Raw genomic sequence first — 23369 nt, 5'->3', positions numbered from 1 at the left:
AAGAGTTTACGAAGAATGAAATCCTATCTGAAACAAACACGAAGGCGGTTTTCAAAGTTGCAAACTGCCCAAAGGTTACTAAAAAAGGCGTTGTAGTGCAGTAAAAGGGCATCAGGGCAAATAAGTTGAAAATATTTTTGCTGTTTGTGGGTGAAATGTTGAAAAAACATTGCGTTTATCAAATAATATGAGCCATTTTTGTAAAAGATCAATATACAACGGCTACGTATATGAAATTACAAATCCATTCCACCCCCAGAAATAGTTACTCCGAGTACCAGTTGCAAGCCGTCACCCGTCATCTGAACCTATCAGACATTGTCCTGCCTTTTTGGGGCCAGCGCCGGAAAATCCCGGCGTACCGAATCACCTGGCTTGAAGGACAGGGCAACTACACGGTAGTGCATTTTAGCGACGGTTCCGAGATGATCGTATCGCTGACGTTGAAAAAACTGGAAGGTCGTTTGCCGACGGAAATCTTTGTGAGGCCCCACAAGAAAAGCATCATCAACCTGCTGTACCTGCAGGAAATCCGCCCGGGGAAAAGTACAACCATCTGTCTGACAAATGGCTGTGAAATTGAAGTTTCGCGTCGGAAAACTACGCATTTCATGCGGCTGGTGGTCGCCTTTCAGCAGGAGTTTCTTCCGCTCACGACGCAGTATGCCAGGGCCTGAAGCATAAAAAAAGCGGTTTTTCAACCGCTTGTCTTTTACTTCTTGGGGAGTTTAGCGAGTTCTTCGTCGCGCAGTGGCCGTCGAAGAATCTTGCCGACATTACTTTTCGGTAACTCGGTCCGGAACTCGATGTGGCGCGGTCGTTTATAATTGGTCAGTTGGTCTTTGCTGTACTTGAGAATGTCTTCGGCCGTGAGGTTGGGGTCTTTTTTGACCACAAAGATTTTGACGGCTTCCGTCGATTTGTCGTCAGGCACACCGATGCAAGCCACTTCCAGAACGCCCGGACACTGGGCAATCACATCCTCGATTTCGTTGGGGTATACGTTGAAGCCCGAAACCAGAATCATGTCTTTCTTGCGGTCGACAATCCGGAAAAAACCGTCTTCGTCCATCACCCCGATGTCGCCGGTTTTGAACCAGTCTCCCTCCATCACTTTGGCGGTTTCGTCGGGGCGGTTGTAGTAACCCGGAAAAACCTGCGGCCCTTTCGCCCATACTTCACCCGGCATGCCCATCGGCGCTTCGGTGCCGTCTTCCTGCATGATTTTCAGCTCCGTACTCGGCAGCGGCAGACCGATCGTTCCCAGCCGGGCCGTGCCATCGCAGGGGTTCGATGATAGAATCGGCGAGGTTTCTGACAAACCATACCCTTCCGAAATCACATTCCCGCTTAGTTTCTTCCAGCGTTCGGCCACGGCCGTTTGCAGCGCCATACCGCCCGCCGACGAAATCTTGAGGTGGCTGAAATCGACTTCATTGATCCGGGGGTGATTGACCAGACCGTTGTAGAGCGTATTCAATCCGACAAACATGTTGAATTTGTATTTCTTCATCTCATCGATGAATGCATTCATGTCGCGCGGATTGGTGATGAGCACATTCAGACAACCGCTTTTGAGCGCCAGCATGGCGTTCACGGTCAGGGCATAAATGTGGTAGAGGGGCAGGGGCGTAATGATGACGCACTGGTCCGTTTTCATGCGGTCGATCTGCATCCAGTAACAACCGGCTTCCGTGTTGGCAATGATGTTGCGGTGCGTCAATATGGCTCCTTTCGAAACACCCGTGGTGCCACCCGTATACTGAACGAAGGCCATGTCGGTGTTGGCAATCTGAACTTTCTGCAACGGCTGACGGCTCCCGTGGCTCAGCGCATCGGCCAGCGAAACCGCCTGGGGCAGGTGATACGGTGGAATCAGTTTCTTGACATATTTCACGACGGCATTGACAATGAGCTTCTTCGGAAAGCCGAGCAAATCACCCACATTGGTAATGATGACGTGTTTGATGTCCGTTTGGTCGATGATTTTCTCCAGATTCGCGGCAAAATTGGCCAGGATAACGATGGCTTTCGCACCCGAATCCTTGAACTGGTGCTGCATTTCCCGGGGCGTATACAGCGGGTTTGTGTTGACAACCACCAGACCAGCCCGCAGAATGCCAAAAATAGCCACCGGATACTGTAGCAGGTTCGGCATTTGAATGGCAACGCGGTCGCCTTTTTGCAGTTTCAGGTTGTTTTGCAGGTAAGAAGCAAAGTGTCCGGAAAGCGTATAAATTTCCCGGAACGTCAGTTGCTTATCCATGTTCGCGTAAGCCGGTAAACTGGCAAACCGCTGGCAGCCTTCATCGATCAGATCGACCAGGGATGAGTAGGCATCGGGATTTATGTCGGCAGGAATACCCTCCGGATAATGCTTGAGCCAGGGGTACGGTTTCGCCGTGAACGGTTTTTCCATGGGATTAGAATGTTTTTTGTAAAAATAAGACAAAACTTCAAACCACCTACGTACCCACGGACTTTCGTCCGCGTTTAAATGAAGATCAACGACGGTCAGGGTTCTTTGTTGCGTCGGCTACGTATGAACACAAAGATACTGACTTCGAAACCGTCGGCCAGCGGGAGTCGATAACTGGCGGTGTAGAGCCGATAACTCACAAAAAAGGGCCGGATTTTGTGATGCGGCCCCCTGAGAATGTTAAAACGCAACGGCTTTCAGTCGCAGTCCCGTATCTTCCGGCAACCCGAACAGGAGATTCATATTTTGAACGGCGTGGCCCGATGCGCCTTTGGTCAGGTTATCGATCACGCTGCTGATGAGCAACTGACCGTCGTGTTTTTCCAGATGGATCAGGCATTTATTGGTGTTGACAACCTGCTTCACATCCACCGGCATGTTGCTGACGTGCGTAAACGGATGGCCGTGGTAGTAGGTGTCAAAAAGCTGACGGGCTTCGTCGAGGCTCCCGGCAAAGGGCGTATAGACGTTGGCCATGATGCCGCGGGTGAAGTCGCCCCGGTACGGAACAAAGTGGATCGGTTGATCGAAACCGGGTTGCAAGGCATTCAGACTCTGGCGAATTTCTGTCAGATGCTGGTGCGTAAAGGCTTTGTAAATCGAAACGTTGTTGTTCCGCCAGGTGAAATGTGTCGTTGGGCTTAACGACTGTCCCGCGCCGGTGGAACCGGTAATGGCACTCACCTGAACGGCTTCCGTGAGCAGCCCGGCCTGCGCCAGTGGGAGCAAAGCGAGTTGGATGCTGGTGGCAAAACAGCCGGGGTTGGCGATTTTGGTCGCGGATTGGATGCGTTCGCGTTGCAGTTCGGGCAAACCGTATACAAAGCCGTTCGACTGATCGCGGAAATCGGTGCTCAAATCAATCACGCTGAGCGTTTCCGGAATCGGATTTTCCGCCAGAAACTTCGCGGATTCCCCGTGGCCGGAGCAGAGAAAAATCACCGAAAGACCAGCCTGGTTGACCAGGTCGCGGGTGTCGTCTCCGGAAAAGGTCAGATCCGTGTCGCCGAGTAAATCCGTGTGGGTGTTGTAAACCGGTTTTCCTGCCTGGCTTTTGCTGTGGACAAAGGCAATTTCTGCGTTGGGGTGGTTGATGAGAATACGCAGCAACTCGCCACCCGTGTAGCCCGCTCCGCCGATAATCCCGATACGTAGTTTAGTCATAATTTTTGATAGAGCCTGATGTGCTCACTGGTGAAACGTTCCCACGAGAACAATTGTGCCCGCCGGAGCGCTTTGGTTGCTAATTCGTTGCGTAAATCCGCCGACTGAACCACCGTCAGCATGGCCTGGGCGAGCGCGTCGGCGTCGGTGGGCGACACCTGAATGGCCGCATCGCCCACCACTTCGGGCAAGGACGAAACGTTGGAGGTAATCACCGGTAAACCGCATTGCATGGCTTCTAAAGGCGGCAGCCCAAAGCCTTCGAACAGGGATGGATACACGAAGGCCAGCGCACCGGAATACATAGCGGCCAGGTCTTCGTCGGGCACAAAACCGGTGAAAATCAGCCGCGACCGAATGCTTTCGTTCTTCGCGATTTCGCTCAAAACCTGATCCATTTTCCAGCCTTTCGTACCGACCAATACCAGCTTTACTTCCGTCGGTAGCTCCCCGCTTTCGGCCAGTTGGACGAAACAGCGGATGAGGTGATCGAGGTTTTTGCGTGGTTCGAGCGTCGCCAGACTGAGCAGATACGGCTCGTCGCCCAACCCGAAACGTTGCTGCGTGGCTTTGATTCGTGCAGCATCCGTTACCGGATAAAACAAGGCCAGTGAAGCCGCCAGGTGAATGGCGGTTACGCGGGCCGGATCGAAACCGGTAAACTGGCAAAAATCCACTTTGGTCGCTTCCGAAACCGTGATGACGTGCGCGTCTTTGGGCAGGGTTTGGATTGCTTCTTTGACCGCCCGCTCACCCGCCGGAAACCATTCGGGGTGATGAATAGGAATCAAATCATGCACCGTCAGCACCTTGCGAACGTGCGGCATTCGCCCAATGTCGTCCGGAATGGCAAAAAACGGCGAGTGATAAATGGCACCGTTCGGCAGCAGTTCCGCCGAAAACCGGGCCTGTTCGCCCTTCAACGCTTTTCGGGATTGGTAAAAAACCTGCCGAATCAACTTCGACGGCAGGCTTTGGGGTGCAAACGGACCGAGCAAGGCGTTTTCCAGCTTCGCCCACCGCTGTTCGGCCGGGCGGTTGACCAAGGGCGGAGCCTGTGTTCCGAAGGTTTCCCGCGCATACCGCAACGTTTCGGCCTGGTTGGTCGGCGCAGCCAGCGAAAGCTGCACCTGCTCCGAGGCAAGCAGTCCCTTCACCAATTGCTCGGCGACGCGACTCACGCCCGTTTTGGCCTGACGGTGGTAAAAGCCAATACCCGGAAGGCTGGCGTCGATGATTACGTTCAATCGCTTTGAATGATGAACGATGAATGATGAACGATGAACGATGAAGGTAAAGCATTACGATCGTGTGCAAAGCCTTTTAATTCATCGTTCATCGTTCATCATTCATCATTTAGTTGCGTTCTCTTTCACTTTTCCATAAATCATCAACTGATTCGACATCACTTTCGAGAAGCCGCGGACATCCTCGCCGGTCCAGGCGTTGTTCATTTCGCCGTAGCTACCAAATGCCGACGACATCAGGTCGAACGGCGATTCGATGCCCAGCACCTGGAAGCGATACGGAGCCAGCAGAACGTGAACTTTGCCCGTTACGTGGGTTTGGGTATCGGTCAGGAAGGTCTCGATGTTCCGCATGACGGGGTCCAGAAACTGGCCTTCGTGCAGCATCGTGCCATACCAGTTCGCCAGTTGATCTTTCCAGTATTGCTGCCATTTGGTCAAAACGTGCTTTTCGATAGCGTGGTGTGCTTTCAGAATAATCAGCGGAGCCGGAGCCTCAAAACCGACCCGGCCTTTGATGCCGATGATGGTATCGCCGACGTGAATATCGCGGCCAATGCCAAACGGCCCGGCCAGCGCCGTCAGTTGCTGAATGGCTTGAACGGGATCACCGACCGGTTCGTCACCAATGCCTTTCAGTTCACCCGCTTCAAAATGCAGCGTGATTTGCTCCGGTTCGGTTTTGGTCACCTGCGTTGGCCAGGCCGATTCGGGCAGAAAACCGTTGGACGTCAGCGTTTCGCGACCGCCCACTGACGTACCCCACAAGCCTTTGTTGATGGAATAGGCGGCTTTGTGCCATTCCTGCTCCACGCCCTTGGCTTTCAAATAGTCGATTTCGGCTTCGCGCGACAGCCGCAGATCGCGGATGGGCGTGATGATTTCGGCGTCGGGGGCAATGATCCGAAACGCCATATCGAACCGTACCTGGTCGTTGCCTGCGCCCGTGCTGCCGTGCGCAATGGCATTGGCACCAATGGATTTGGCGTATTCAGCGACAGCAATGGCCTGAAAAATCCGCTCGGCACTGACACTCAGGGGGTAGGTGTTATTTTTCAGTACGTTACCATACACCAGATATTTTAAACATTGCTGGTAGTAATCGTCGGTTTTGGCGATGGCGGTATGGTGCTTCACGCCCAGCGAATAGGCCCGGTCTTCGATGGTTTTCAAATCGGCTTCCGAAAAACCACCGGTATCGACCAGCACGGAGTAGATTTCGTACCCCAGATCTTCGGATAAGTATTTAACACAAAACGAGGTGTCGAGACCTCCGCTAAACGCAAGAACTACTTTTTTCTGTTGAGACATCACGGTGAACTGTGGGACGTATGGAACGAAAAGGATTGATCTGACCGGATTGGGGACAGCTCAGATTGTATTTAAGACACAAAACTAAAAAATCCCTTCCAGCCAACCGCCGAAAGGGACTTAAAATCACTTGAATACCTTTACAATGACTTTATTACCCGACGGTTTCCAACTCACGTTCGGGTTTCCTCGCCCGGGGGCGATCCTGAAAACGCATCAGAATGCGTTGTTTGATGCGCATCCAGCGTTCATACAGCTTCGATTCCTTCAGAAAATTCCATTTCTCGGTTTTCTCTTCCGTCTTTTTGTGCTGCTCGGGATCATACAACATGCCCGTACAGAGGCAGTGTTTCCGGTTGGTTCGGGTCAGAATATCGTAGTTAACGCAGCTTGAGCAGCCTTTCCAGAACGCATCATCCGCCGGTAATTCGCTGAACGTCACGGGTTCGTAGCCCAGATCCGAGTTGATCTTCATCACCGCCAGGCTTGTCGTTAAGCCGATGATTTTGGCGTCGGGATATTTCTTGCGCGAAAGCTTGAAGGCTTCGTTTTTGATGCGCGTGGCAATGCCGCTCTTCCGAAAAGAAGAATGAACGATGAGGCCCGAGTTGGCGACGAACTTGCCGTGCTGCCAGGTTTCGATGTAACAAAAACCCACCCATTCGCCGGTTTTCGTGGTTGCCACAATCGCCTTGCCTTCCAGCATTTTCTCCATCAGGTACAAAGGCGAGCGCTTGGCAATGCCCGTTCCCCGTGCCTTGGCGCTCTCCTCCATTTCCTGGCAGATCGCTTCGGCTAGTTGAAGGTGGTTTTCATCGGCCACCTGAACTACATACGTATCGTTGTTTACTTCTGAAATCATCGTCGTTTGATCGAATGAAGGCACCCTCGTCCGGCGAATAACCGGTTGGATCGTGTGATCAAAAAAGTTTGTTGATAAATGAAAATAAGAAAGGGCTGAACCGCAGGAGCGGATGCTCACCGCATAGGCAAGCAATTAGGTCGGGTCCTTTCGGACCTGAACCGAAATGGCGTTGTGTGGTAGAATGTCGGTAGATAGACGCGTGTTGCCATTTTTGTGTTTGCCAAAAAGCGGGACAATGATAAAGGAATTGTTCCGCTTGTGCAATAAAATAACGATAATTTTGAAGAAACGTTCAGTAATCGTGCCATTTTTTACAAACCATTATTTTTATATATTTGTTGGAGAACCTTCGCGAATCTCCATGTATCGTCTGTCTTCTGATGACCTGATTTATGGCTACATCAATGGTATCTTTCCGATGGCCGACACGGACAATACGCTGTATTGGTATTCCCCCGACCCCCGTGCCATCATTCCCCTGGACACGTACCAACCTGCTAAATCGCTGCGGCCTGTCCTGAATAAAAAGGTGTTCGAGGTTCGTATTAATGCTGATTTTGAGCAAGTTATGCGAAAGTGTGCGTTGCCCCGCTCGGAGAATGACGGCACCTGGATTTCCGAAGAAATTATCGAAGCCTATATGGATTTACACCAGATGGGAATGGCCCACAGCGTGGAAACGTATATTGATAACTGTCTGGTCGGCGGGCTCTACGGCGTTGCGCTGGGAGCCGCTTTTTTTGGTGAATCGATGTTTTATCAGGTGCCCAATGCCTCAAAAGTAGCCTTCCATTACCTGATTGAAATCTTGAGAAAACAACAATTTGAGCTGCTGGACACTCAATTTATCAACGATAATGTCCGGCGGTTTGGTGCCATTGAAATTCCGCGACCGGAATACATGAAACGGCTGAAGCAAACGCTGCAAAAAAAAGCCACTTTTACGGAGCCGGTGCTGGCGCATCTTTTCAAAAATCAGCCGGATTAATTCGACCCTCTTCCAACCCTACGGTTTTCTGACGCTGGTTTTCGGCCGATTCGCGCGGTCTGGCGGAATCTTTCGTATTTTCGCACCTTCTTTCGCTTCATCGCCCATAACGTCACTTTAGTTTAGTCTTTTAATCCAGTTCAAGCGTGTCAGTTTTAGTCATTAAATTCGGTACGGCATCGATCACCCAGCCGGACGGTTCACTCAATGAAGCCGTAATTGCCGATATTGCCCGGCAGGTGGCCGAATTGCGTCAGTCGTACCACATTGTTCTGGTATCATCGGGCGCGGTGGGTGCCGGAAAAGGCCTGATCGAAGGCTACCGGGGCGAAATGGCCCAGCGCAAAGCTGCGGCCGCCGTGGGTAATCTGCTGTTGCTCAATGTGTATAACCGCTATTTTTCCGACTATAATATTCCCATTGCCCAAACCCTCTGCGAACGCCATCACTTTGCCGACCGGCAGCAGTTTCTCCAGCTCAAGGAAACCGTGCAGGAATTGTGGAAAAACGGCATTATTCCCATTGCGAATGAAAACGACGTCGTGAGCGACCGGGAACTGAAGTTTTCGGACAACGACGAACTCGCCACGCTCATGGCCGTCGGTTTTGGGGCTTCGACACTCATGCTATGTACCTCGGTCGGCGGTTTGCTGGACGAAGACAACCACATCATTCCGGCGGTTGATCGGGTTGATGAATCCGTTTTTGGAATTGTTCGGGATGAGAAATCGGCTCTGGGCTTAGGCGGAATGGCGTCCAAGCTGACCTTTGCCAAACTGGCGACCCGCATGGGCATTCGGGTCACGATTTTTGGACTGAAACAACCCGACGGCATTTTGCGGGCGTTGCGGGGCGAAACCGGCACGACGTTTAAACCGCAGGTGAGCACGCCCTCGGCGCGGCAACGCTGGCTCGGCAGTGGCAGCCTGACAGCGGGCATTCTGCGGGTCGATGCCGGCGCGGTGGCGGCTTTGGGCCGGCGGAACAGTTTGCTGGCTGTCGGTGTTCGGACGGTAGAAGGTGAATTTGCGGCTGGCGAAGTCGTTGAGATTTGTGACGAAGCAGGCACCACGGTGGCTGTAGCCCGCGCCCGTCTGTCGTCGGCAGACTTATTGGCGCAGTTGAACCAGCAAAATGTGGAGGTGGCAAATGCCAATGATATTGTACTTTTGTGAAAATACCAGATTGTATGAATACAGTAACTCCCCTGCTTCAGGAAACGAAGTTTGCTTCGGCCGCGGTTCGGCGCCTGTCCGACGAGCAGAAAACCGCCTTGCTCAACCGGCTGGCGGATGTGGTTTTTGAAAACAAAGAAACCATTCTGACTGAAAATCAGAAAGATCTGGACGCCATGCCGGATGCCGATCCGAAGAAAGACCGGTTGTTGCTGAACGAAAAGCGCATCTGCGATCTGGTGGAAAGTCTGCGCGTGGTGGCGGTGCTGCCCGATCCGAGCGGAAAGGTTTTATTGGAAAAAACCATTGAACAGGGGCTTCAACTCCGGAAGCTGGCGGTTCCGCTGGGCGTGGTGGGCGTTATTTATGAGTCGCGGCCCAACGTGACGCTGGATGTGGCGTCGCTCTGCCTGCGGTCGGGAAATGCCTGCGTACTGAAAGGCGGGAAGGAAGCGCATCATTCCAACCTGGCCATTGTGGGGCTGATTCACCAGGTTCTGACGGAATTTGGTGTGCCGGAAGCCGCCGTTTCGCTGATGCCTCCTGACCGGGCGGTGGTGAACGAATTGCTGACGGCTACGCGGTATGTCGATATTATAATTCCGCGTGGGTCTGATTCGCTGATTCAGTATGTCCGGCAAAATTCGCTCGTGCCCACCATCGAAACTGGCGCGGGCGTTTGTCATACCTACGTTGAACGAACGGCTGATCTGGAAAAAGCGCGTGATATGGTCGTGAATGCCAAGGTGTCGCGCCCGTCGGTTTGCAACTCGCTGGATTGCGTGCTGGTTGATCAGGCTGTTGCCGACGTATTTTTGCCGATGCTGGTGGCGGATTTTACGAAATGGAACGTGGAGGTTTTTGCGGATGAGGAGGCTTATCGTATTTTAGCGTCAGCCGGTTATCCCCAGCTTCAACCGGCTCAACTGAGCGATTTTGGCCGGGAGTTTCTGGATTATAAATGTGCCATTAAAGTGGTCGGCGGTTTGGAAGAGGCTTTGTCGCACATTCAGACCTATTCGTCGCGCCATTCCGAAGCGATTGTGTCCCGCGATCCGGCGGCTATCGACCGGTTTCTGAATGAAGTGGACGCGGCTGCCGTATATGCCAATGCGTCGACTCGTTTCACTGACGGCGGGGTGTTTGGTCTGGGAGCCGAAATCGGGATTTCGACGCAAAAATTACACGCCCGGGGGCCGTTTGCCCTCGAAAAACTCGTGACGGAAAAGTGGGTGGTGGTTGGCGATGGTCAGGTGCGCTGGTAGGAAAAAACCGCCTTTTTTAGTTCAAAATGAGGAGGTTCATTTTTAATGAATTTCTAATCAGAGTACAATTACAAATGTAGTTCAATGCCGTAACTTGCGACGTATTCGTCGTAACGCTGAAAAATGATTGGATTTCGGGAGTCGTTGCTATTCATGCTCTCCACACCGCTGTATGTGCTCATCATTGGCGCAGAGGTGGTGATGAGCTATTTTCAGCATCGGCCTTATTATTCCATCAAAGGCGTCCTTCAGAATTGTTACCTGACCCTGCTCAACATGGGCCTCGATTTGCTGGTTCGGGGGTTCTATATCGGCGTTCTGGTTTGGGTGTATCAGTATCGCATTACGGAAATAACGACGCCCTGGCTGTATTGGCTGACGCTTCTGATTCTGGAAGATTTTGCCTTCTACTGGCTGCACCGCGTCGATCATTTCTGCCGTCTGTTCTGGGCCATTCACGTCACGCACCACTCTTCGGAGGAATTTAACCTGACCGTTGGTTTCCGGTCTTCCGTGCTGCAACCGCTTTACCGGTTTATCTATTTTGTTCCGATTGCGTTGCTGGGGTTCCGGGCCGAGGACATTGTGTTTATGTATTCCGCAACCCAGATTTACGGCATTATTGTTCATACTCAGTACGTTGGCCGTCTCGGTTTTCTGGAATGGTTTCTGGTTACGCCGTCGCACCACCGCGTTCACCATGCGTCTAATGTTCGCTACCTGGATCGGAACATGGGCATGATGCTCATCATTTGGGATCGTCTGTTTGGCACCTTTGCCGAAGAAACCCCGGAAGATCCCGTTCGCTACGGTCTTACGACCAACATCACCGATCACTCGTTGGGGAATTTGGTTTTTCACGAGTGGAAAAAGCTTATTGATGATCTTCGTATACCGGGGCCGTTCGGCCAGAAAATCAAATATTTGCTGGCTCCTCCCGGCTGGAGCCACGATGGCCGGAGCCAAACCGCCGACGAGATGCGGCAGGAATTGGGCATCGGAATCGAAACCGACGAAGGACTGGAGTTGAAGAAGATCGGCGAGTTACGGAGTGTGCAGGCTATGGCTGGTCTAGCAAATACCCAAACGGCATCCCCAGAAACCACTATTACTCATAACGATCACCTACCAAGATAGCCAAGTCTACTATTTAAAGTTCTTTTTTTTGGTTTGCTCTGTTTCTAAATAAACTTCCACATCAGATGCAACAAACACATAAGCTTTTTTTACCGCTACTCCATAAAGATCAATATTATTTTCTTCCCAACCTGACTCACTTTTGAACTGAGAAACCCCCGAGAAATAATCATTATCCAGCAAGATAATACCCGATAAGTCTAGTAATTCATGTGTAGTCAACACACCTTGTACTTTTCTTACCAAATAATCCAAACTATTTTTTCGATCTTTATCGATCCAGTCAGCGGCAATTAATAAGTCCCAGACGATAGAGTCCTCCCGTAGAGCGAGAGCAAAGAAACTTAGTTCTCCTTTCTCAAAAGCAATGGTATCAACCAAGCTTCCAATCTTTTTAATCATCTGTTTCATAGCATTTTGAAAAGGATATTCGCAGCATTAATCAGATCGAACGCTTTTTGTTTGGACATTGTTCCTACAGGTTTGTAACGATCTTCAGGAGTCCAAATTTTAATGGCTGACCATTCGGCAAAATGCAACCGCTTGACTTTCTCTTCAATGCCAGAAAGACGTAGCAACGTATCTAGATTGTGGGTTTTGAAACTCAGTAATCCATCGAATTCCTTATTCTTCTCAGGGAACTCGTTTCATTTCAATGTTTTACAAATTCTAAGTTTCAAACCCAGCTCAATTGCATAACCGCACAAATAAGTTGCGCCATCATATCTCCCCGCATCCAGTAGCACTTTCGCGTCGTGAAGCCGGGCCTGCGCGATACGCTTCAAATCTGCTTTGAGCAGCATAGAATTGAATTTAGACCTTTTACTTTAACATTCCCAACTCCGCAGCCAAAAACTTCCCGGTATAGCTTCCTTTCGTTTTAGCGACTTTCTCCGGCGTTCCTTCTGCGATGATGTAACCGCCTTTGTTGCCCCCTTCCGGACCCAAATCGATGACGTGGTCGGAGACTTTGATCACATCCAGGTTGTGTTCGATGATCAAAACCGTGTTGCCTTTGTCCGCCAGTTTGTTCAGCACGTCGAGCAGGTGGGAAATGTCCTGAAAATGAAGGCCGGTGGTGGGCTCGTCGAGGATGTACATGGTTTTGCCGGTATCCTTCTTCGAGAGTTCTTCCGCCAGTTTCACCCGTTGCGCTTCCCCGCCCGACAGCGTCGTGGCGTGTTGGCCAAGGGTAATATAGCCCAATCCGACATCGTTCAACGTTTGTACTTTTCGCAGGATCTTCGGCTGGCTGGCAAAAAACTCCAGCGACTGCTCAACGGTCATATCCAGCACGTCGGCGATGGATTTGCCCTTGAACCGTACCTCCAGCGTTTCGCGGTTGAAGCGTTTGCCTTTGCAGGTTTCGCACATGACGTGGACATCCGGCAAAAATTCCATTTCGATTTTCTTCATCCCCGCGCCCTCGCACTCTTCACACCGACCGCCTTTGACGTTGAACGAAAACCGCCCCGGCTTATACCCCCGGATTTTGGCTTCAGGCAGTTCGGCAAACAGGCTGCGGATGTCGGAAAACATGCCTGTATAGGTCGCGGGATTGGAACGGGGTGTCCGGCCAATCGGCGACTGGTCCACCTCGATTACCTTATCCAACTGCTCCAGGCCTTCGACCGATTTGAAGGGCAGAGCCTCGCGTTTCGACTTGTAAAAATGCTTGTTCAAGACTGGAAACAGCGTTTCGTGAATCAGCGACGATTTACCGCTGCCCGACACGCCCGTGATGCAAACCATCTGCCCGAGCGGCAATTTCATGGTTACATTTTTCAGGTTATGCCCCGTGGCACCCTTGATTACTAACTGATTTCCATTCCCTTTCCGGCGTTCCTTCGGCACTTCAATCGCCCGGCGCCCGCTCAGGTAAGCCGCCGTCGTGCTGCCGTTTTTCAGGAATTGTTCCGGTGTTCCGGCTCCGACGACCTGACCGCCGTGCCGACCGGCTCCCGGGCCAATGTCCAGGATGTAGTCCGACTCCAGCATCATGTCCTTGTCGTGTTCCACCACCAAAACCGTATTGCCCAGATCGCGCAGGTTTTTCAGCGAGTCGATCAATTTGACGTTGTCACGCTGGTGCAAACCGATGCTGGGTTCGTCCATAATGTACAGAACACCAACCAATTGGGTGCCAATCTGCGTGGCCAGCCGAATGCGTTGGGCTTCTCCGCCCGAGAGCGTGCGCAGCGGTCGGTCGAGCATCAGGTAATCCAAACCGATGTCCAGCAAAAAGCCGATCCGTTTGCGGATTTCTTTCAGAATCTCTTTGGCAATCACATTCTGGCGATTGGAAAGGCGGCTTTCCAGATCCGTCATCCAGACGGCCAGTTCCGAAATGTCCATCCGGGCCAGTTCGGAGATGTTTTTGGTATCCAGCCGAAAGTACAGCGATTCTTTTTTCAAGCGCGCGCCTTCGCATTCCGGGCAGGTTTTGATCACCGTGAAATCCTTCAGCCATTCCTGAATTTTGTCGGAACGACCCGCCGAATCAGCGCTTTCCTGCTGGCGTTTCAGGAAGGTGATGACGCCCTCGAATTTGAAATTATAGTAGTCTTCTCCCGGATGTTTTTTCGACGGCATGGTCGATTCGTCTTCCGTTCCGTAGAGCAGCGCATGTAGCAAATCCGCCGGGTATTTTTCAACCGGTGTCGTTAGGCTCAGTTTGTATTTTTTCAGGATGACTTCGATCTCCCGAAAAAACCAGAGTTCCCGGTATTCACCGAGGGGAGCAATGGCGCCCCGGCTGATACTCAATGCTTTGTTGGGAATCACTGATTCTTCCGTAATTTCTTCAATAACCCCCAATCCGTTACAAACCGGGCAGGCTCCGTAGGGAGAATTGAACGAAAACGTATTGGGCGACGGCTCGTCGTAGCTAATGCCCGATTCCGGGTCCATCAGGTTTTGGGAAAAATACGTCAGGTGGTTTTTCTCATCCAGAATCTGCATGGCCCCTTTGCCCTGTTTCAAAGCCGTTTGCACCGACTGACTGAGCCGGTACCGGTCTTCCGGTTTCGGAACAATCCGGTCGATCACGATCTCGACATCGTGGACTTTATACCGGTCGAGCTGCATCTTCGGCACGATGTCCTGCACCTCGCCATCGACGCGCACTTTGGCGTAACCCAACTTGGCAATCTGTACGAATAGTTCGCGGTAATGCCCTTTCCGACCCCGCACGATGGGTGCCAGCAGGGTCAGCTTTTTATTGGCATAATGCGTCAGAATGGTGTCGATGATCTGATCCTGCGATTGCCGCTCCATTTTTCGGCCCGTGACATACGAAAAGGCTTCACCGGCGCGGGCATATAGCAGCCGCAGAAAGTCGTAGATTTCGGTGGTCGTGCCAACGGTGGAACGGGGGTTTTTGGAGGTTGTTTTTTGCTCGATGGAAATAACCGGGCTCAACCCGTTGATTTTATCGACGTCGGGCCGCTCCATATTACCAAGAAACGAGCGGGCATAGGCGGAGAAACTCTCCATGTACCGGCGTTGTCCCTCGGCATAAATGGTATCGAAGGCCAGCGACGATTTGCCGCTGCCGCTGATACCAGTTACCACCACCAGTTTGTTGCGGGGAATGGTAACATCAATGTTTTTCAGGTTGTGTTCGCGGGCACCCAATACCTCAATCTGTTCGTAGCCCGTCAGGTCAATGTCTGTAAGCCCGGTGTTTGGGGCGGAAGCGTTGTTTTCTGTCACGTTGTGATAGCCTTATTCTTCTAGCCTTTCGCTTGCCGCCCCTAAATCCCCTAAAGGGGACTTGGACGCGATCAATCCGGATTCCAAAAGTCCCCTTTAGGGGATTTAGGGGCGGCAAGCGAAAGGCCTATTCTTAAATCTAACAGAAAATTCAGGGATGAAGTTTCTAACCGGTAAAAGTAAAAGGAGTGGTTTGGTGCTGGAAGTCTAACCCTGTCAGCGGTCGAAGACCCTGACAGCGGTTAGGCATCCAGCACCAAACCTTCCGACGCCGGATAGCCCGTGCAGGTTAGCACCCAGCCGTTGGCCAGGTCGCGTTCCGTCAGCACATCGTTGATGGTCATGTGAACTTCTCCCGCTTTCAGCCGGGCCGCACAGCTTGAACACCGGCCGCCTTTACAGCTATACGGCAACGGAATGCCGTGATCCAGAGCCGCTTGCAGAATGGATTTGTAAGCTGGTACGTCGATGTCGTAGTCTGTTCCGCGATACCGCAGCAACATCCGGTGGTCGCGCGCCAGCTCGGGCGGTGGCGTTCTCGTAACGGGTTCGATTACAAAATTTTCTTTCTTGATGTGATCGAGCCGAATGCCCGCATACACCAGCGTAAACTGCACCATCCGCATGAATCCAAACGGTCCGCAAACGTACCAATGGGCTTTGTCGCGTTCAAAACGAACCAACTCGGGCAGCATGGTTTCCAGCAGCCAGTTGTTCAATCGACCCCGCCGGATGTTACCCGCTTTTCGCCAATCGTCCTCCGGCTGGCTGAGCAGGTGGATCAACTGAAACCGGTCCGGGTACTGTTTCCGTAAGGCTTCCAGTTGATGGTAGAAAATGATATTCCGTTCGCTGGTATTGCAATACAGCAGCGTAATGTGGCTTTTCGGTTCATCACGCAGGGCCTGTTTCAAAATACCGTACAGGGGCGAAATGCCGCTTCCGGCCCCAATCAGCACCAGGTCCCGTTGCTGATTGGGATCGGTTTCCAGCGTAAACCGGCCCGTTGGTGGCAAACTGCTGAGCGTATCGCCGACCCGCAGATGATCAAGCAGATACCGGGAAATTTCGCCGTTTTCTACGCGTTTGATCGTCAGGCTCAACGGTTCTGCCGGATCACCACCGGGCGTTGAACTCAATGAATAGGACCGCCGGACTTCGTGGCCGAGGTGGTGGAAGAGAAGCGTTAGAAACTGCCCCGCCCGATACGGAACAGGTTGCCCGTCGGTGGGTTGTAAAAGAAGCGTTTTCGTGTCAGGCGTTTCCTGAATTATTTCGGATACCTGAAGGTGAATCAATTCCTCGTTCATGCGAGCGTGTTAACTTTGTACCAGGGTCTGCAAACTTTCCGTTATAGTTAACGAACTTTGCATTTCGAAAACGGTTATCGTTTTACCCCTAAATCCCCTGAAGGGGACTTCCGGACCCGGAGGTTTTGCGTCCAAGTCTCTTTCAGGAGATTTAAGGGTAAAATGCAAAGTTCGTCAACCCAATCGGAAAGAACACCAAGTTTTGAAGCTGAACCACACATGCATGAATAAATTTACGTTGCTGAGTATCGTTTTGGGGGTCGTTGGGTTTTTGACCCTTGGCGCGTCGGGAGTGGAACAACGAACCCGTCAACCCCGTGCCGTTGCCGATACGTTGATTGAAATCCGGAAGGACACGCTGATTGAAAAGTACCTGAAAGACAGTCTCTACAAAGCCATTTTTCAGCGCGATACCACCATGCGCATCGACTCGGCGGCTATGCGCGCCCAGGCCGACAGCCATAAAGTGGCGCTGCCGGAAGTGCTAACGGGTGACCTGAACGGCCTGGCGGTTTGTGCCGGATCGCCGGTTTCGGTGCCGTATACCTCGTCGGGCGGGCGGTTTTCGCCGGATAATCAATTTGTTCTCCAACTGGTCGATGCAACCGGAAAAGTGACCAATCTGAGCGAACCCGCCAAAGCCGGGCCGTTTGGCAACGGAACGCTGGCGGGCGTGATTCCGGTCACAACGGAGGCTGGAAGCCGGTATACGCTGCGGGTCGCTTCCACCAATCCGGTGGTCAACGGCACGGCGCAGGCGCTTCGGGTGTTACCCGCTCCAGGTGCCCGCATCGAACTGGCCGACGGCAGCAATGCCGTAACGGTTTTGCCGGGCCAACCCGCTACATTCCGCATCGCCCTGAGCGGACACGGGCCGTGGTCGTTTGTGCTCTCGGACGGAACGAAAGTGCAAAACACCATGACGACGCCTTATGAAGTGACCGTAACGCCTGAAAAACCAACGATTTACAAAGTAGTGAACGTCAGTGGCCCCTGCGGGAGCGGAACGGTTTCGGGGGAAATTATCGTCAATGTGAACGAGAATCCGAACCCGGAAATTGCCATCAAAGCCCCGAACGGCGGTTTTCGGATTTGTACCGGAACCCCTTTTCAGGTCGCTTTCACGGCTACCGGGAAATACCAGACCGGGAACGGTTTTGTGGCCCAACTCGCCGATTCTACCGACAATTGGACCACCATTTCCGCTTCCGGCACCGCCAGTCCGCTGATGGCGCGGCTGCCCTACGGTATTTCGCCCAAAGGAGCCTACAAAATCCGGGTGGTGGCCACGCAACCCGCGATCAGCAGTAACGCCGAAAATCTGATCGTGGCGGCTCAGGCCGTGGCGGTTTTGCGGAACGATACGGTGAAGATCGAAGAAGGAAAAACCGCCGAACTGACCGTGGATTTTGGCGGAGGTGGGCCGTGGTTTGTTCTGTTGACGGATGGCACCTACGAAAACAACATTGCCAAAAGCCCGCATACCATCCGCGTGACGCCGAACAATCCAACGCCCTACGCCATTACCTCAGCGGGTGGGGCCTGTGGCGTTGGCGAATACAGCGGGCGGGCGTTTGTGAAGGTAAACATTCCGCCCTCGACCATCACCACCGGCAACCTGTCGGCCCGGACGATTTGCCACGGTGCCGAAATTACGGTTCCGTTCACGACGGCGGGGCGATTTTATGCCAACAACAAATACATCGTGCAGGTGGCCGACACCAGCGGGCGGTTTGTCAATCTGGCGACCACCTACAAAGACGGAGTTTTGAAAGCGGCCATCAGTCCGGCCTATCTGAAGGATACGCTCAACACCGTTCGGCTGCGGGTGGCCTCCACCAGCCCGGCGGTGGCCGGTTCCGAAACGACGGTTAAAATCCTGGCACCCAACGTGAGTCAGGCTGTTGTGGCGGGTGAAGGCACGATCCGGCCCGGCCAGACGTCTAAAGTTCGCGTGGCTTTCAAAAATGGATTGCCGCCCTGGTCGTTTGTGCTCTCCGACGGCACCCAAGTGAACGGCACGTTTCTCAATCCGTATACGCTGACGGTGGCGCCCACCAGTTCGACGGAGTACACGATTACGTCCTTAAAAAGCTCGTGTGGAACGGGGATTCCGACGGGAAGTGCCCGGGTAACCGTGGAGCGGAATTAGGAATGAATGTTTGCATCCGTGCGGAGTTAATAGTAGCCCCCAGTTTTAACCGTGGGTTCGCCAGACAGTTTGATGGTTGCGGTATTGAAACCGTTTTAACGGTTTTGAGCACTGGAAACCGTTGGCTAGTCTAATCATTCCGGAAATTCTGAATTTTATTTTTAGCATTTTATTTTACATTTACGAAATATTCGTAGGTTTACGAAAAAATCGTAGATGTGAATAAGCTGAGCGTACAGGAAGAAGAAGCCATGCTGGTGATCTGGAAAAGCCAGGGTGGTTTTGTCAAAGATTTTCTGGATCAACTGCCCGAACCGCGTCCGCCCTATACGACCCTGGCGTCCACGATTCGGAATCTGGAGCGGAAAGGGTTTCTGGAGAGCAAAAAATGGGGCAATACGTATCGCTACGAGCCACTGATCAGCGAAGAAGAGTACAAAAAGCGTTTCATGAGCGGTTTTGTGAGTGATTATTTCAGGAATTCCTTCAAAGAACTGGTCGCGTTTTTTGCTGAAGACCAGAAGATCAGCGCCGATGAGCTGAAGGAGATTATCGAGATGATTGAAAAGCGCAAATCCGACTGAGATGCTACCGGTTTTGACCTACCTGCTTCAGGCCAACACGGCTTTACTGCTGTTTTTTCTGGCCTATTCCCTGGTTCTTCGTCGGCTGACCTTTTATGGTCTGAATCGCCTGTTTCTGCTGTTCGGAATGGTTTTTTCCGTTGTCTATCCATTGATCGATTTTGCCGAACTCGCCCGGAGAAATGAGACGCTGTTTAGACCGATTCAGCGGACGATTGATTGGCAAATATGGGAAGCCATTCCGCAGCAAACCGACGGCGGAAGTAGCTGGATCTGGCTGGTGGCCGTGTTCTGGTTCGGCGTTGGCATAATGACAGTCCGGCTGGCAGTGCAGTTGCTGTCGCTCTATCGCATTCACCGGTGTTCGCAACCGGCAACGTACAAGGGTTTCCGTTTTCGGGCGGTCAGCGAAAATTTCAACCCGTTTTCGTTCGGGCAAACCATCTACCTGAATCCGTCCCGACATTCAGCGGAAGAACTCGGACCGATTCTGCAACACGAGCGGGTTCACGTTCGGGAGTGGCACACGCTGGATGTTTTGCTGGCAGAGTTGGGTACGGTTTTTTTCTGGTTTAATCCGGCGAGCTGGTTTCTGAAACGGGCGATCAAAGAAAATCTGGAATTCGGCGTTGATCGGCAAATGCTGCGGAGCGGTTTGGATGCTAAAAACTATCAATACATGCTGGTGCGCATCGGCGGTTTGCGGGTGAGTTTAGCCACTAATTTCACCGAACTGACCATCAAAAAACGGATTGGGATGATGAACCGTAAACCGTCTTCGCGACGATTAATGGCCAGTTATAGCCTTCTGTTGATGATTTTGATCACGCTGATTCTGTCAAAAATGCCGGGAGCATCAGTGAACTGGGAGCGAGGAATAACAACAGATGCCGGAAACTTTTCAATCGATCCGAAAAACGCATTTGCGGTAATTGATACGCCCAATGGAACGCTGAATCTGATCCGTAACATCCAGCTTAAACACCGAAAAGCCGGGTCGGAACCGCCAACTGAACTGATTCTTTTTTCGAAAAACAGCGAAGGAAGAGGCATGGATGTCTACGTGAAAATAAAGGACGATCAGATTGAGGAGATAAAAATTCTGGCGCTGGCTTCTCCCCATTTTTCCGCAAACAACTCCTCCAAAAAACCGCTGGCTAGCTTGAAGTAACCTTTTCCAACACTTCTAAATTTCTCCATAATCTTCCTTCCTCCCTACTGCGATGAAATCATTGATTTTCAGTGGCATTCTTATGCCCTTTTTTCTGGTAATGACAACCCAAACGCCCGGTTTGGCACAGTCCGAAACCGTTTCTGCGGAGGACGTACTTCGTAAAACTTCGCAAGCACTCAGCGGCCGGAAAACGCTCCGGTACCACTATCACCGGGAACTGAATTACGTCTCGGAAGGCATCCTCCACGAGATGAGCGGAGCGTGCTTTCTGGATTTTAGCAGTGAAAACCCGGTTTTGGGTTTCAGATACCAATTCAACAGTTCGGATATGCTGGCGGTTTTTAATGGCACCGAACAGTTTGTCTGCGACCGGAAAAGCAAGACGTTGCGGGTTACCGGACAACCGGCCCGCCGGAATTTTGAGTCGCTCTCGTTTTTCTACGATTCCCCGGTTACCTTTCGAAACGCGTTGCCGATGCTTCTTTCGGATGCGTCGGTTCCTAAAACCGTGCAGGATACCGTGGTGGACGCGAAACCTTTTTATGCGGTAACCTTCACCCTGCAACAGAAAGTGATCGATTATCTGGGCGCTTACCGTCCCATTACGGCAGACCGATCGATCCGCTACCGTTTGCTGATCGACAAGGCGACGTATTTGCCCGTTGAAGTGATGCAGTCCAACAACCGCAACCAGGATTTTACGAAAACCCGCTTTCAATACCTCGATGCGACGGTTTTGCCAACTGATTCGTCCTGGTATTTTTCCAGTTACCGGAATGAGTACAAGCTGGTAAACCCGGAAGATGAAAAGCTACAAATCATTCCACGCGGCCGAACCGCCCCGGATTGGACGTTGCCGGTTTTTGACCGCACGACCGGAATTACGCTGAACCAGTTGAAAGGGAAAGTGGTTTTGCTGGAATTCTGGATTCGGAATTGCGGCTATTGTGTGGCGTCTGTCCCCGACTTAAATGCCCTATATAACCAGTACAAAGCCAACGGTTTCGAGCTACTGGGCATCAATCCACACGATTCGAAAGAAGTAATAGCGGTTTTTAAACAGAAAATCCAGCCAGAATACCCGCTTTTATACGGTGCGCAGGACGTGGCAAAACGCTACGGGGTCGGTATGTTTCCGATGGTCGTCTTGCTCGATAAAACCGGAAACGTGCTGTATTCCGGTGAGTTCAAGCGGGAAAACGTGGCGAAACTGATTGAGGAGAATTTGTAATGCCTTGATGTACGGGGTATGACGTTCGTTCGTACTTTGGCATTGCTATCCCATCTAAAGTTAGGGTCTGCTTAACTTGTAGCACTCCCAAACCAGGTACCACCACGGTATTATTGGAAAGAAGGGGAGTTCTGGTCATCTTGAAAGAGATACCAATGCGTGTTAATTACCACGTTTCTTATTTGGCAGCTTAGCGGTTTTAAGCATTTCATTGGCTTTTTCCAGTTTTTCTGGAAAAAGCACTTTACCACGGTACTTCTCTAGTGAAGGATCAATCCGCACAATCGGCGCTTTGCTGCTGTTAATTTCCTGAACATTTTTCATAATACTGAAAGTTAATCAAATTTTCGTTGGGCTAAAAAACCAGAATACTCTTTACCAACTTCAAAATGAAAAAAATCGTCTCCTGACAAACCATAAAGTTCAAAATCCTGAATCATTTCGTCGTAAAACCTGGTAATTCCCATTCTGTAGAGCCTTGTTCGGGCATTGGTACTACCGGTCGCATACACGAATGCATCAGGGTATTTGTCGAAAAAAGCATATAATGCGGCAACAACTGTAGCCAAAACCTTGTCAGTATCTCCATTATTTGAAACAATTAAATCGTCAATATCCCCTGTCTCTGTATTTTTATCACCAAAGGCCAGATTATAGATATTTTGTTGATTGGTCTCTTGAAACTGAATCAACTTACGGATCAAGCCATTTGGTCCTTCACTAACAAACTCAAATACAGTGAGACTACTTTCTGATTTCAGTGGGTATTTTTCAATCTTCATCTTTTACCAGTTTCAGACCCCAGCCGCGTCCCGATCCACCCAAACATAGCCCTTCGGATGCGTTTGCATGATGCTGGCGGGAAAGTCTTCCGTCACCGGGCCTTCCATAGCGGTTTTGATCACCGGTGCTTTTTTGCTGCCGCTGGCAATCAGAATGGCTTCCCGGGCGTCCATCAATTGCTGCAGGCCGGTGGTGACGCCCAGCGTCAGGGGAGTGGGGGTAGAGAAGTATTTTTGCCCGACCGTAATGGTCGTTTCGGCCAGTTCGGAAACGTGGGCTTTCAGGGTAAAGGGTGTTCCCGGTTCGTTCAATGCGATGTGACCATTCAGACCAACGCCCACCAGAATGAGGTCAAAACCGCCCCGGTCATCGACAAATTGCGTCATCGACTCACATTCGGCTTCCAGATCATCGGCTTTGGCGTCGAACAGGCGGTATTGGTTAGACTGAATGTTGAGCGGGCCGAAGAGTTCGCGCTGGAGATAATTTGCGCAACTTCCTTCACTTTCCGGCCCTAAACCGACCCATTCATCCAGACCCACAAACGTGCAGCGGTCGACGCTGGTTTTTCCTTCTTTCACCAGTTGAACCAGCGCCCGGTACGTACCCACGGGCGTGTCGCCGGAAGCGGCACAAATCAGGGCATCGGGTTTGCGGTTCAGTAAGTCGGCAATGTGTTGGGCGGTATGACGGGAAAGCGTTTCGTAATCGTCGAAAATCTGGAAGTTCATGAGCGGGGTTTAGCAGTTTGGCCGCTAAAATACGGCGAAGCGGTCTATTTCCCTGCAAA

21 protein-coding genes are annotated in these 23369 nt (G+C 51.6%); 9 read left to right on the top strand and 12 right to left on the bottom strand.

Annotation, left to right across the window (positions count from 1 at the left end):
* The first annotated feature begins 230 nt into the window (after positions 1 to 230).
* Positions 231 to 677 carry a LytR/AlgR family response regulator transcription factor gene (locus DUE52_RS07380; RefSeq protein ID WP_114405346.1) on the top strand — a complete coding sequence of 149 codons (447 nt, stop codon included), beginning with the start codon at positions 231 to 233 and terminating at the stop codon, positions 675 to 677.
* Positions 678 to 712: 35 nt separating this feature from the next.
* On the opposite strand, the gene DUE52_RS07375 is transcribed toward DUE52_RS07380, so the two are convergent.
* The 5 genes from DUE52_RS07375 to DUE52_RS07355 form a co-directional block, all read right to left on the bottom strand.
* Positions 713 to 2419: an AMP-binding protein gene (locus tag DUE52_RS07375; RefSeq protein ID WP_114405345.1), complete on the bottom strand. Its 1707-nt coding sequence runs from the start codon at positions 2417 to 2419 to the stop codon at positions 713 to 715.
* Between the two features lie 240 nt (positions 2420 to 2659).
* Entirely contained in the window at positions 2660 to 3643 is a 984-nt protein-coding gene (gene argC / locus DUE52_RS07370) for an N-acetyl-gamma-glutamyl-phosphate reductase (protein WP_114405344.1), read from the bottom strand.
* A complete protein-coding gene (locus tag DUE52_RS07365) occupies positions 3640 to 4890 on the bottom strand; it encodes a glycosyltransferase family 4 protein (RefSeq protein ID WP_114405343.1) in 1251 nt (416 codons plus the stop codon). The genes argC and DUE52_RS07365 overlap by 4 nt, the downstream gene beginning before the upstream one ends.
* A 105-nt stretch (positions 4891 to 4995) precedes the next feature.
* Positions 4996 to 6201, bottom strand: coding sequence for an argininosuccinate synthase (locus DUE52_RS07360; protein ID WP_114405342.1), 1206 nt, complete (start codon positions 6199 to 6201; stop codon positions 4996 to 4998).
* A 154-nt stretch (positions 6202 to 6355) separates the two neighbouring features.
* Positions 6356 to 7063: a GNAT family N-acetyltransferase gene (locus tag DUE52_RS07355; protein ID WP_114405341.1), complete on the bottom strand. Its 708-nt coding sequence runs from the start codon at positions 7061 to 7063 to the stop codon at positions 6356 to 6358.
* 364 nt (positions 7064 to 7427) lie between these two features.
* On the opposite strand from DUE52_RS07355, the gene aat reads away from it, so the two are divergent.
* The 4 genes from aat to DUE52_RS07335 all read left to right on the top strand — a co-directional run bounded on the left by aat (position 7428) and on the right by DUE52_RS07335 (position 11631).
* A complete protein-coding gene (gene aat, locus DUE52_RS07350) occupies positions 7428 to 8054 on the top strand; it encodes a leucyl/phenylalanyl-tRNA--protein transferase (protein ID WP_114405340.1) in 627 nt (208 codons plus the stop codon).
* Positions 8055 to 8200: 146 nt separating this feature from the next.
* Positions 8201 to 9229 carry a glutamate 5-kinase gene (proB, locus tag DUE52_RS07345; protein WP_114405339.1) on the top strand — a complete coding sequence of 343 codons (1029 nt, stop codon included), beginning with the start codon at positions 8201 to 8203 and terminating at the stop codon, positions 9227 to 9229.
* Positions 9230 to 9243: 14 nt separating this feature from the next.
* Positions 9244 to 10494 carry a glutamate-5-semialdehyde dehydrogenase gene (locus DUE52_RS07340; protein ID WP_114405338.1) on the top strand — a complete coding sequence of 417 codons (1251 nt, stop codon included), beginning with the start codon at positions 9244 to 9246 and terminating at the stop codon, positions 10492 to 10494.
* Between the two features lie 123 nt (positions 10495 to 10617).
* Positions 10618 to 11631, top strand: a complete 1014-nt coding sequence (locus tag DUE52_RS07335) for a sterol desaturase family protein (RefSeq protein ID WP_114405337.1) — start codon at positions 10618 to 10620, stop codon at positions 11629 to 11631.
* Positions 11632 to 11640: 9 nt separating this feature from the next.
* On the opposite strand, the gene DUE52_RS07330 is transcribed toward DUE52_RS07335, so the two are convergent.
* The 4 genes from DUE52_RS07330 to DUE52_RS07315 form a co-directional block, all read right to left on the bottom strand.
* Positions 11641 to 12042 (bottom strand): hypothetical protein, encoded by a 402-nt coding sequence (locus DUE52_RS07330; RefSeq protein WP_114405336.1) that lies wholly within the window; start codon positions 12040 to 12042, stop codon positions 11641 to 11643.
* Positions 12043 to 12278: 236 nt separating this feature from the next.
* Positions 12279 to 12434: a HEPN domain-containing protein gene (locus DUE52_RS33055; protein ID WP_114405335.1), complete on the bottom strand. Its 156-nt coding sequence runs from the start codon at positions 12432 to 12434 to the stop codon at positions 12279 to 12281.
* A gap of 19 nt (positions 12435 to 12453) precedes the next feature.
* Positions 12454 to 15345, bottom strand: coding sequence for an excinuclease ABC subunit UvrA (gene uvrA, locus DUE52_RS07320; RefSeq protein ID WP_114405334.1), 2892 nt, complete (start codon positions 15343 to 15345; stop codon positions 12454 to 12456).
* Between the two features lie 242 nt (positions 15346 to 15587).
* Positions 15588 to 16655 carry a ferredoxin--NADP reductase gene (locus DUE52_RS07315; protein ID WP_114405333.1) on the bottom strand — a complete coding sequence of 356 codons (1068 nt, stop codon included), beginning with the start codon at positions 16653 to 16655 and terminating at the stop codon, positions 15588 to 15590.
* A gap of 223 nt (positions 16656 to 16878) precedes the next feature.
* Here DUE52_RS07315 and DUE52_RS07310 point away from each other — a divergent pair, with 223 nt between their 5' ends.
* The 4 genes from DUE52_RS07310 (at position 16879) to DUE52_RS07295 (ending at position 21796) form a co-directional block, all read left to right on the top strand.
* On the top strand, positions 16879 to 18807 hold the full coding sequence (locus DUE52_RS07310; protein ID WP_114405332.1) for a hypothetical protein: 1929 nt from the start codon (positions 16879 to 16881) through the stop codon (positions 18805 to 18807).
* Between the two features lie 218 nt (positions 18808 to 19025).
* Complete coding sequence (locus tag DUE52_RS07305) at positions 19026 to 19391, top strand: BlaI/MecI/CopY family transcriptional regulator (protein ID WP_114405331.1); 366 nt, start codon at positions 19026 to 19028, stop codon at positions 19389 to 19391.
* Between the two features lies 1 nt (position 19392).
* Complete coding sequence (locus DUE52_RS07300) at positions 19393 to 20562, top strand: M56 family metallopeptidase (protein WP_114405330.1); 1170 nt, start codon at positions 19393 to 19395, stop codon at positions 20560 to 20562.
* 52 nt (positions 20563 to 20614) lie between these two features.
* Positions 20615 to 21796 (top strand): peroxiredoxin family protein, encoded by a 1182-nt coding sequence (locus DUE52_RS07295; protein ID WP_114405329.1) that lies wholly within the window; start codon positions 20615 to 20617, stop codon positions 21794 to 21796.
* Between the two features lie 162 nt (positions 21797 to 21958).
* Here DUE52_RS07295 and DUE52_RS32345 read toward each other — a convergent pair whose 3' ends face one another.
* From DUE52_RS32345 to DUE52_RS07285, 3 genes are read right to left on the bottom strand one after another with little or no spacing between them, the layout of a single operon-like run.
* Positions 21959 to 22120 carry a hypothetical protein gene (locus tag DUE52_RS32345; RefSeq protein ID WP_165840883.1) on the bottom strand — a complete coding sequence of 54 codons (162 nt, stop codon included), beginning with the start codon at positions 22118 to 22120 and terminating at the stop codon, positions 21959 to 21961.
* Positions 22121 to 22131: 11 nt separating this feature from the next.
* The gene (locus tag DUE52_RS07290; protein WP_114405328.1) at positions 22132 to 22578 is read right to left on the bottom strand and encodes a DUF6934 family protein; all 447 of its coding nucleotides are present in this window, start codon (positions 22576 to 22578) and stop codon (positions 22132 to 22134) included.
* A 12-nt stretch (positions 22579 to 22590) separates the two neighbouring features.
* Positions 22591 to 23310 (bottom strand): glucosamine-6-phosphate deaminase, encoded by a 720-nt coding sequence (locus tag DUE52_RS07285; RefSeq protein ID WP_114405327.1) that lies wholly within the window; start codon positions 23308 to 23310, stop codon positions 22591 to 22593.
* Positions 23311 to 23369 lie beyond the last annotated feature (59 nt).

Origin of the sequence: Larkinella punicea (assembly GCF_003334855.1) — a bacterium.
In the GTDB taxonomy this organism is placed as follows: domain Bacteria; phylum Bacteroidota; class Bacteroidia; order Cytophagales; family Spirosomataceae; genus Larkinella; species Larkinella punicea.
The sequence above is the reverse complement of the archived record's forward strand: the minus strand, read 5'-3'. Positions and strand labels throughout refer to the sequence as shown.

What these genes read in the sequence shown, in the direction of transcription:
- DUE52_RS32345 (WP_165840883.1), bottom strand. Translation starts at nt 22,120, where the DNA reads ATGAAAAATGTTCAGGAAATTAACAGCAGCAAAGCGCCGATTGTGCGG.
- DUE52_RS07285 (WP_114405327.1), bottom strand. Translation starts at nt 23,310, where the DNA reads ATGAACTTCCAGATTTTCGACGATTACGAAACGCTTTCCCGTCATACC.
- DUE52_RS07290 (WP_114405328.1), bottom strand. Translation starts at nt 22,578, where the DNA reads ATGAAGATTGAAAAATACCCACTGAAATCAGAAAGTAGTCTCACTGTA.
- DUE52_RS33055 (WP_114405335.1), bottom strand. Translation starts at nt 12,434, where the DNA reads ATGCTGCTCAAAGCAGATTTGAAGCGTATCGCGCAGGCCCGGCTTCAC.
- DUE52_RS07335 (WP_114405337.1), top strand. Translation starts at nt 10,618, where the DNA reads ATGATTGGATTTCGGGAGTCGTTGCTATTCATGCTCTCCACACCGCTG.
- aat (WP_114405340.1), top strand. Translation starts at nt 7,428, where the DNA reads ATGTATCGTCTGTCTTCTGATGACCTGATTTATGGCTACATCAATGGT.
- DUE52_RS07380 (WP_114405346.1), top strand. Translation starts at nt 231, where the DNA reads ATGAAATTACAAATCCATTCCACCCCCAGAAATAGTTACTCCGAGTAC.
- argC (WP_114405344.1), bottom strand. Translation starts at nt 3,643, where the DNA reads ATGACTAAACTACGTATCGGGATTATCGGCGGAGCGGGCTACACGGGT.
- DUE52_RS07330 (WP_114405336.1), bottom strand. Translation starts at nt 12,042, where the DNA reads ATGAAACAGATGATTAAAAAGATTGGAAGCTTGGTTGATACCATTGCT.
- DUE52_RS07300 (WP_114405330.1), top strand. Translation starts at nt 19,393, where the DNA reads ATGCTACCGGTTTTGACCTACCTGCTTCAGGCCAACACGGCTTTACTG.
- DUE52_RS07360 (WP_114405342.1), bottom strand. Translation starts at nt 6,201, where the DNA reads ATGTCTCAACAGAAAAAAGTAGTTCTTGCGTTTAGCGGAGGTCTCGAC.
- DUE52_RS07375 (WP_114405345.1), bottom strand. Translation starts at nt 2,419, where the DNA reads ATGGAAAAACCGTTCACGGCGAAACCGTACCCCTGGCTCAAGCATTAT.
- DUE52_RS07340 (WP_114405338.1), top strand. Translation starts at nt 9,244, where the DNA reads ATGAATACAGTAACTCCCCTGCTTCAGGAAACGAAGTTTGCTTCGGCC.
- DUE52_RS07315 (WP_114405333.1), bottom strand. Translation starts at nt 16,655, where the DNA reads ATGAACGAGGAATTGATTCACCTTCAGGTATCCGAAATAATTCAGGAA.
- DUE52_RS07295 (WP_114405329.1), top strand. Translation starts at nt 20,615, where the DNA reads ATGAAATCATTGATTTTCAGTGGCATTCTTATGCCCTTTTTTCTGGTA.
- DUE52_RS07310 (WP_114405332.1), top strand. Translation starts at nt 16,879, where the DNA reads ATGAATAAATTTACGTTGCTGAGTATCGTTTTGGGGGTCGTTGGGTTT.
- DUE52_RS07355 (WP_114405341.1), bottom strand. Translation starts at nt 7,063, where the DNA reads ATGATTTCAGAAGTAAACAACGATACGTATGTAGTTCAGGTGGCCGAT.